The organism is Ruminococcus sp. YE282 (genome assembly GCA_900101355.1).
GTDB lineage: Bacteria > Bacillota > Clostridia > Oscillospirales > Acutalibacteraceae > Ruminococcoides > Ruminococcoides bromii_A.
Genome location: FMUV01000006.1, coordinates 69,944 through 78,554 on the forward strand (window position 1 = coordinate 69,944; position 8,611 = coordinate 78,554).

Here is an 8,611-nt window from a genome sequence, read left to right on the forward strand (position 1 = left end):
ACACCCCTGTTCCTTTATGTATTACTTTCTAAAAAACTTTGAAGCCATATATAACTCGCCGATAAGGTAAACTATTCCGAAAGTAAACAACAACGTTTTTACCTGAAGTATTCCGCTTTGGATTATTATAAGTGTGGAAATAATTATAATTGCATATGCAACTGACCTTTTTTCGGTTTTAAAGAAGACAAGCCACAACAGAACATAAATTACCGACAAAATAATTGACGAAACTATCCAGTATTTTTTCATATAATCCGAAGTAAAGCCACCCTCAAGCAGTCCGATATTTACAAACATCAGGAAAACACTGCAATATCTTCCGATTCTGTCTATATACAGCATGGCCCTGTTATCAAATATTGTCATATCATATGTGTGGGTTTTCGCATATACAATGTGCGGCACTATTAAAATAATATTGAACAAAAGTCCGAAAATGTTTATAACACTAAAGAAATCCATATTTTTCTCCAAAAATAGTTATTTTTTATTCATATTTAAAGATATATTGCTTTGACTTTTGTTATTTTAACACATTATTATGTTATTTACAAGCTTTAGACAGAAGTAATCATCAACAGCTAAACAGAATATTACAATTTTGTAGTTGATTTTTATATATCAAAAATGTATTATATATTTATTTAATTTTATTATTAGGAGAAGGTAAAATTGAGCAAAGATAAGAAAAAATTAAAAATAAGCGGAACGCTTATTTTTAATATTATTGTTGCTATCCTTTCTATATATCTTTTAGTTTATTTTTTTGTGTCTGACGGCGGAATAATTGACTTGCTAAAAATCCCGGACAGTTTTAATGTTTGGTGGCTGCTTGTAGCCTTACTGGTATATGATTTTAATATGTTTATGGATTCAATTGTAACATTAATTTACATAAGAACTCAGTTCAAGAGTTTTAAGTTTTCAGAGGCTGTCAAGGTTGCGCTTGTCGGAGTTTTTTTTGGTGCGGTTACCCCCTCAAACACCGGAGGACAACCCATGCAGTTGTTTCTGCTTTCAAAAAAGAAAGTCGGCATAGGTTTCGGTTCTGCCTGCCTAACCCAAAAATTTATTGTTTATCAGATAATTTCAACAGCGTTTAGTATGTTGGCTGTTGTTGTCAGATTTAAGTATTTGCAAGACGCTTTTATTAATATCTGGTCAACGCTGTTTATAATTGTAGGTTTTGTGGTGCAACTTGCCGTTACAGCTTTGTTTTTAATTGTGTCGTTTTCAAGTAAAATCACTCATAAAATAATACAGATTGTGTACTGGATAATGGTGCATATTAAGTTCGTTAAGAATCCCGAGCATAAAAAAGAAAGTATTGAAAAAGAATTTGCTATGTTCCACAAATCGAACAAGGAACTTATGCATAACAAAAAAAGGCTTGTGGCAATCTACATCTGCGTGGCAATTCAGGTTTTGGCAATTTTGTCTGTACCTTACTTTATCTATTTATCGTTTGGTATGCCGAAGATTGCAGTTGCAAACGGACAACAGCCTGCGTCGCTTTTTGATTTTATTTGCATACAATCGTTTGTACTGTTTACTTCAAACCTTGTACCTCTTCCCGGTGCTTCGGGCGGAGCGGAACTTGCGTTCTCAATTTACTTTACTCCGTTCTTTGTCATTGGCGGAGTACAGAAAATCAAGCCTGCAATTCTTTTGTGGCGTCTCACAACATATTACGGTTCAATCATTATTTCTGCTCCGTTTTCATATTATACTAAGGGCAGAAAAGAGTTTGAAGAAAACGAACTTGAACAGATTTCAGAACAGGAATACGAACAGATGGAAGCGTCTGTTGATAATAAGTAAATTTGAACGGGCGTATTAGGTTACGTCCGTTTTTTATTTAGGTAAGGAGAAAACTATATGGCAGATGTTTTTGATTATTTATACTGGCGCGGAGATTTAAAAATACGCTCCGATAAATTCAACGATGTTGACGCACTTATACTTTCAAGGCTTTCTTATCTTCAGTTTGACAATATTGTCGGTAACAGTTTTTCGGAAAAAATAACTATAAAGCAGGCAGCCAAACTGTTTTTTGATAAAAAAGACTATTCGGAACTATTGCTTTGGAAAGGCGACGACAAGCTGCTTAGGGAGGTTGCGGACAGTAAGCGATTTGGAAATATGAAACTGTCGGGATACTGCAACATTGTGGAAAGCGACAAACAAATGCAGTTCTCGGCAATAGCAATTGAGATTACAAAAGACCTGACATTCATTTCATTCAGAGGTACGGATAACACTCTTGTGGGCTGGCAGGAAGATTTCAATATGTTTTGTATGTTTCCATTGCCGTCACAAGAAAAGGCTGTTGACTATGTAAAAAGGGCAGCAGGGTATTTTGACGGAAAGTTGATTTTAGGCGGACACTCAAAAGGCGGAAATCTTGCTGTATATGCAGCCGCATTCAGCAAAGCGGAAATACGTGACCGAATCATAACAATATACAATCAGGACGGTCCCGGATTTGATAAAAAAACATTAAGTACAAGCGGATTTGCCGCAATCAAAAACAAAACAATTACCAATGTGCCTCAATCGTCAATTTTTGGGATGATGTTTGAACATGAAGAGGACTTTACAATTGTTAAAAGCAATCAAAAGGGCTTTATGCAACATGATATATATTCCTGGGAGATTGACAGAACGAGTCTTGTAAGGCTCAGCCATACAACCAATTTAAGCGTTTTCTTTGACCACACTTTGACCCAATTTGCCGCAGGAATGACCGAAAAGGAACGCAAAGAGTTTACTGAGGGCGTATTTTATTTGCTTAACAGCACCGAAAACACCACATTTAATCAAATCAAGCAAAACATTATTTCAAATTCGGGCACAATACTAAGTTCTGTAAAAAATTTGGACAGTGAAACCCGTTCGCTAATTTTGTCAAGCGTTCTTAACTTTATTAAATGTGCCAAAAATAATTTTTCGGATATTAATCCGTTAAGCAAAGAAAACAGAATTTCCAGAGAAAAAGACAAAAGTCTTAAAAAATCAAATAAGCAAAAATGAAAAATAGCGAGTAATGAACACCCGCTATTTAAAAACAAATTTATTTTTAGTATTATATTGTATTTAAAGACGAATTTATAAATCAACCGTTAATTCAACCGGACAATGGTCCGAGCCGAAAATATCTGTATGAATATCTGCTCCCAACAATTTATCGTCAATTGATTTTGACGTTATAAAGTAGTCAATACGCCATCCAGCGTTCTTTTCTCTTGCCTTAAAGCGATAAGACCACCAGGAATATATTTGTTCTTTTTCGGGATAAAAGTGGCGGAAAGTATCCGTAAATCCACTGTCAAGCAAAGCAGTCATCTTTGAACGCTCTTCGTCGGTGAATCCCGCATTTTTTCGGTTGGTTTTAGGATTTTTTAAATCAATTTCCTTATGAGCAACGTTTAAATCTCCGCAAAGAATGACAGGCTTGTTTGAATCAAGCTTTTTTAGGTATTCAAGAAAAGCGTCTTCCCATGTCATTCGATACTCAAGCCGTTTCAGTTCGTTTTGTGAATTTGGAGTATAACAGGTAACCGCATAGAACTTCTCAAATTCAGCAGTAATTACTCGTCCTTCTTTATCGTGTTCGTCAATTCCTATTCCGTAAAATACATTTAAAGGCTCTTCTTTAGTAAACATTGCAGTTCCCGAGTAGCCCTTTTTCTCGGCATAATTCCAATACTGATGATATCCGGGCAGGTCAAGGTCAATTTGTCCTTGCTGGAGTTTTGTTTCCTGCACACAAAAAATATCAGCGTCAATATCATTAAAAAATTCAAGGAATCCCTTTGTTACACAAGACCTAAGACCGTTTACGTTCCAAGAAATAAGTTTTTTCATATTATCACCCACTTAAGTATAAACTACATTTCATTTATTAGCAAGGTTTTATTTTGGACAGGCAAAATCTTGGTGCAGTGCGAATACAATTAAACGGTGATTATTTATGCTGGATATATTGGGAATGTTGGGACAGTATGTATGTTTTTTTATTCTGCATGTATGCGGCTCGGGTTCGTTTCCGAAACCGCTTTCTGAAAAGCAGGAACGTGAATATCTTAAACAGTTTGCAAACGGAAATTTAGATGCGAGAAACAAACTTGTTGAGCACAATTTAAGGCTTGTGGCACACATAATAAAAAAATACTACGGAGTTCAAAGCGAACAGGACGACTTGGTTTCAATCGGAACAATAGGGCTGATTAAGGCGATTAATACTTTTAATCCGAACAAAAATATCCGTCTTAGCTCATATGCAAGCAGGTGCATTGAAAACGAAATTTTAATGCATTTTCGTAATTCTAAAAAAAGTTCACAGGATATTTCGCTGAATGAAACTATCGACACCGACAAAGACGGAAATCCTCTTACGCTTTTGGATATTATGTCGGTTGACGATAATATCCTTGATAATCTTGATTTAAAGCTAAACAGCAAAAAGCTTGGTCAATTCATAGGGGAGGAATTGGACGAACGCGAAAGGAAAATAATTGTTATGCGTTACGGATTAAACGGCAATGAACCTATGACGCAAAAAGATGTAGCCAAACTGTTAGACATTTCCCGTTCGTATGTCAGCAGAATCGAAACCAAAGCATTAAAAAAGCTGAGAAAAAGGTTTGAAACCAGCTCAAATTTATAAAATTCTGTTATGAATAACATACTCAAAATCATATATTTTATTCAGATTAAAATTTTGTTTTGAATTATGCCAATAGTTTGGGTAAAGCTCCAATGGTTACGTAAAAATAAGCGGCAGTCAAGACTGTCGCTTGTTTGTCGTTTATCTTAATCTTTTAAAAAAGCTTTTTAAAAGCTGTGAACATTCTGCCTCAAGAATCCCGCCTGTACACTCAGGTTTAAAGCCATAGGGGAGTTCAAACAGATTTACTATTGTTTTGCACGAACCGTTTTTAAAGTCGTATGCGCCAAAGTAAACCTTTGGAATATGTGCGTTTATAATTGCGCCCGCACACATAGGGCAGGGCTCAAGCGTTACGTACATTTCACAATTCCATAGCCGCCAGCCGCCTAATGCCTTGCAAGCGTTGTTAATTGTGTCAATTTCAGCGTGAAGCAGGGCATTTTTCTGCTTTTCGCGGCGGTTTCTGCCTGTTGCGACAATTTCATCGTTTCTTACAATCACCGCCCCGACAGGCACTTCGTCATCGTCATACGCTTCTTTTGCAAGCTCAATTGCCTTGCGCATATAAAACTCGGTTTTACAGTTATCCATTATTAATCCCTATTTAAGTATTGCTGAGCGGAATAAGATTTGTTATTGCCTCTGATATGAATAAAACCAACAGCACAACTATTGCAGGGCTGAACATAAAGGTTTTAATCTTTTCTTTTAAATTTAAATAATTTGTGTATTGGTATGGGGCAATGTCATCATTAGTCGCCTTAAAAAATCCCTTTTGCGTTTTGACAATGTACAGGAAAGACAAAAGTCCGAGTACACAGAACAATACGCAAATAAAGTAATTTATTCCTAGAAAAGTGCCCTTGTCCATATTGGTGTTGTTCTGGAGTATGTCCATAAGAACAGCGTAGAAATTATTCAGAAAATGGATTCCGATTGACGGGAAAAGAGAATTTGTTTTGCAGTCAACAAATCCAAATATAAGTCCCAGCATAAACGCAAACGGAATTTGCACAACGTTGCCGTGCATTGCTCCGAACATAACGGAAGAAACAATAATTGCAAACACATCGCCGTATTTTCTCAGGGAACCCATAAGAATACCCCTGAACGCAAACTCTTCGGCAAATGCGGGCACAACCGCCGTAGACACCGCATAAAGCAGTACCTCAGGAACAGAGTTTACCTCATTGCTGAAATTGACGGTGTTTTTCAATCCAAACATTTCAAGATTGGTGTTCATAAGGTCGCTGACAGTATTTGCAAGCATTGAAAATGCTATTCCTGTGAAAATCAGCGGAATTAATGTTCCGAATTTTACGTGATTGGTAAAAATTATTTCTTTAACTTTGCGCTTTGTAAGAGCAAGATAAATCAGCCCGGGTATAAACGCCGATGTTACCGAAACAAATATATCGCAAAAATAATTCAAAACTCCGTTTTGTGAGCTGTTGCTCATATCCGACAAAAGCAGCTGTATTCCGATTGAGCAGAATAACATTGTAAGAAAATACACGAGCACAAACATTCCGAGCCCATTTGAGGTTTTTCTCAGCATACGCCTTTCGTTATATTTTGCATAGTCCTGCGGCGGCATTCCGGCAGGCATATAGTTAATCATAAAATCACTTCCAGACCTTTAAATTCTATCATATCTATGAAAATATTGCAAGGCGATTGCATATAATTGAAATTTTCGGAGTTTTAAGCACCAAATCTATGCGCTTATTGTCAAAATGTGCAGAAAAATCAATTGATTTTGGCAGAATTTGTGTTATAATTTATATATAGTCAGTTGATTTTGTCAAATAGGTTTAGTGAGGTGGTATATTGTGACGTCGGAAACAATGAATAAGATTAATATAGGTGCCGAGATTGTAGATGTAGTGTTTAAGGCATTAGGAATCCCTGTATCATTTAGCAGTAAAATTAAACTGATAGAAAATGTAATGTCAGCAGGGGAGACTAACCCAAAAATTCAATTGAGAAATAATATTGCGGATTCAATAGATAAAATATTAAAAGAATCTAATATTTCCGATGTTGACGCTGAGGCTGTTAAGGACAATGTTAAAGAATCGTTGAAAAAAGTCACAGAGCAGGATTATATTGACAATATTTCTTCACCTCAAAGCCTTATTAATGATATTATAAATAACCATACAGACTTTGGCGGAACTGCGGAGGAATGTTATCAAAGCATAATAAAAAGTGTTGTGAATGCTCTTTGCACAAATAATAATATTGCCGTTTTTGTAAATGAAGGATTAATGCTTGCAAAAATACTTAGTCAAAATAATAAAATCCAAAGCAGTATTACAGATTTTAACGATGCTCTTAATGAATTAATCGAATATTTTAGAGAAAAATTTCTGTTAAAGTCTGAAATCAAGATTGAAAACACTGACAACGCATTTTCTTATTCCAACAGCAAGGTTGGATTTTACGGCAGAGGAGCAGAGGTCAAAAAAATTGATAAATTTATGAACTGCGACAAACCGTTTACGTTTTGGTCAATTACCGGTTACGGCGGAATGGGCAAGAGCAAGTTAGCTTACAATATAGCCCAAAAATATGATAAACAGAATTGGACGGTTATTTGGTACGATTCCAACAATACAGATATTGATAAAATTTTTGGAAAAGACTTTGTGCACAATGTTCTGTTTATTGTTGATTACGCAGGTTCAAAGATTGATGCGGTACGGAAGATAATCACCAAGTCAATTGCCAAAACAGAAAATCAAAACGAGAACAGAATTATACATATTCGCTTGTTGATGGTTGAGCGTGACGACTATTCAAAAAATGACGGTATGTTTGAAAACTGGTATCAAAAAATATTTAATTGCCAAGATTTTGACGGAAAGAAGAATTTTGAATACAAAAACGAACCGAACAAATCAAACAAACCGCTCAATCTTTCTGCAATTAATGATACAGAAGCTTTATATAACATAATTGATGATTTTACTGTTGTTAAAGTAAAAGGCGAAAAACAAAAACTTAATAATTCCAAAAAGGACGAAATTATTGATTTTGTAAGGAACAAGCTTTGCCAGACCGAAAAAGACAGTCACTTTGCAGACCGCTGCATATTTATCTTGTTTACAACAGACGCCGTGCTTTCAGGTAAGGACATCAAAAACTGGGATACAGCAAAATTGCTTGAAAATTATCTGAAGCGTTTTGAAAGAATTTTGCCAAATGCCAATAATATGCGAAATCATAAACAGCTTCTCGCTTTTGCAACAGCTGTCGGCGGAATTGATATAGATGATTGCAAAAATTATGTTTTTGCTCCGTACATTGAAAAATTAGAAAATGACTTTTCAAATGATGATGATTTATGCGACGCAATAAAAACATTGTGCGAAAAGGAAGTTGCAGATACATTAATTACTCCGTTGCAGCCCGACCTCGTCGGTGAATATAATTTAATTTATGAAATACAATATCTTAGGAGTGAGAACAAGAAAAAAGAACTTTTAAAAACTTTTTTGTCAACAGACTATATAGATTATTTTTGCACATTTATGGAACGCTGTTATGCAGACTGGTATAATGAGGAATACCTTTCCACTCTGACAGATATGATTATAAACATAATCATTGAAATGAATGATGAGAATATTGCGTTTCAATACTCAGAGGTATTGTTTACCATAACTTATAGTGTTGATGATTATACGGTAATTTTAAATTATGCCGAAAAAATAGATAGGCTTCTAAAAAAATATCAAACAAATGAAATTGCTTTGGTATATGCAAAGGCATTGTTTAATGTGTCTGCCAAAACAAATAATTATAATGAAATACTTGAACAAGCAGATACGATTAGTGAATTGCTAAAAGAATATGAGACACCTGAGATTGCTTTGAAATATGCAAAGGCATTGTTTAATGCTACTTGTGTTACAGATAATTTTGATGAAA

8 protein-coding genes are annotated in these 8,611 nt (G+C 35.2%); 4 read left to right on the forward strand and 4 right to left on the reverse strand.

The features are described 5' to 3' along the window. Positions 1–21 precede the first annotated feature (21 nt). Positions 22–465 carry a hypothetical protein gene (locus tag BLP46_RS03835; RefSeq protein WP_092975877.1) on the reverse strand — a complete coding sequence of 148 codons (444 nt, stop codon included), beginning with the start codon at positions 463–465 and terminating at the stop codon, positions 22–24. Between the two features lie 210 nt (positions 466–675). On the opposite strand from BLP46_RS03835, the gene BLP46_RS03840 reads away from it, so the two are divergent. Then, positions 676–1,824 carry a lysylphosphatidylglycerol synthase transmembrane domain-containing protein gene (locus BLP46_RS03840; protein ID WP_092975880.1) on the forward strand — a complete coding sequence of 383 codons (1,149 nt, stop codon included), beginning with the start codon at positions 676–678 and terminating at the stop codon, positions 1,822–1,824. A gap of 57 nt (positions 1,825–1,881) precedes the next feature. Then, positions 1,882–3,036, forward strand: coding sequence for an Mbeg1-like protein (locus BLP46_RS03845; RefSeq protein ID WP_092975883.1), 1,155 nt, complete (start codon positions 1,882–1,884; stop codon positions 3,034–3,036). 75 nt (positions 3,037–3,111) lie between these two features. Here BLP46_RS03845 and BLP46_RS03850 read toward each other — a convergent pair whose 3' ends face one another. Then, entirely contained in the window at positions 3,112–3,870 is a 759-nt protein-coding gene (locus tag BLP46_RS03850; protein WP_092975886.1) for an exodeoxyribonuclease III, read from the reverse strand. 106 nt (positions 3,871–3,976) lie between these two features. On the opposite strand from BLP46_RS03850, the gene sigK reads away from it, so the two are divergent. Next, entirely contained in the window at positions 3,977–4,672 is a 696-nt protein-coding gene (gene sigK, locus BLP46_RS03855; RefSeq protein WP_092975888.1) for an RNA polymerase sporulation sigma factor SigK, read from the forward strand. A gap of 141 nt (positions 4,673–4,813) precedes the next feature. On the opposite strand, the gene BLP46_RS03860 is transcribed toward sigK, so the two are convergent. Together BLP46_RS03860 and BLP46_RS03865 are read right to left on the reverse strand one after the other, a co-directional pair. Then, a complete protein-coding gene (locus tag BLP46_RS03860) occupies positions 4,814–5,266 on the reverse strand; it encodes a nucleoside deaminase (RefSeq protein ID WP_092975891.1) in 453 nt (150 codons plus the stop codon). Between the two features lie 13 nt (positions 5,267–5,279). Then, positions 5,280–6,296 (reverse strand): CPBP family intramembrane glutamic endopeptidase, encoded by a 1,017-nt coding sequence (locus tag BLP46_RS03865; RefSeq protein ID WP_092975894.1) that lies wholly within the window; start codon positions 6,294–6,296, stop codon positions 5,280–5,282. A gap of 211 nt (positions 6,297–6,507) precedes the next feature. Here BLP46_RS03865 and BLP46_RS03870 point away from each other — a divergent pair. Further along, positions 6,508–8,611 (forward strand): hypothetical protein (locus BLP46_RS03870; protein WP_207645202.1); only part of this gene is annotated, 2,104 nt, incomplete at its 3' end.

What these genes read in the sequence shown, in the direction of transcription:
- BLP46_RS03860 (WP_092975891.1), bottom strand. Translation starts at nt 5,266, where the DNA reads ATGGATAACTGTAAAACCGAGTTTTATATGCGCAAGGCAATTGAGCTT.
- BLP46_RS03835 (WP_092975877.1), bottom strand. Translation starts at nt 465, where the DNA reads ATGGATTTCTTTAGTGTTATAAACATTTTCGGACTTTTGTTCAATATT.
- BLP46_RS03845 (WP_092975883.1), top strand. Translation starts at nt 1,882, where the DNA reads ATGGCAGATGTTTTTGATTATTTATACTGGCGCGGAGATTTAAAAATA.
- sigK (WP_092975888.1), top strand. Translation starts at nt 3,977, where the DNA reads ATGCTGGATATATTGGGAATGTTGGGACAGTATGTATGTTTTTTTATT.
- BLP46_RS03865 (WP_092975894.1), bottom strand. Translation starts at nt 6,296, where the DNA reads ATGATTAACTATATGCCTGCCGGAATGCCGCCGCAGGACTATGCAAAA.
- BLP46_RS03850 (WP_092975886.1), bottom strand. Translation starts at nt 3,870, where the DNA reads ATGAAAAAACTTATTTCTTGGAACGTAAACGGTCTTAGGTCTTGTGTA.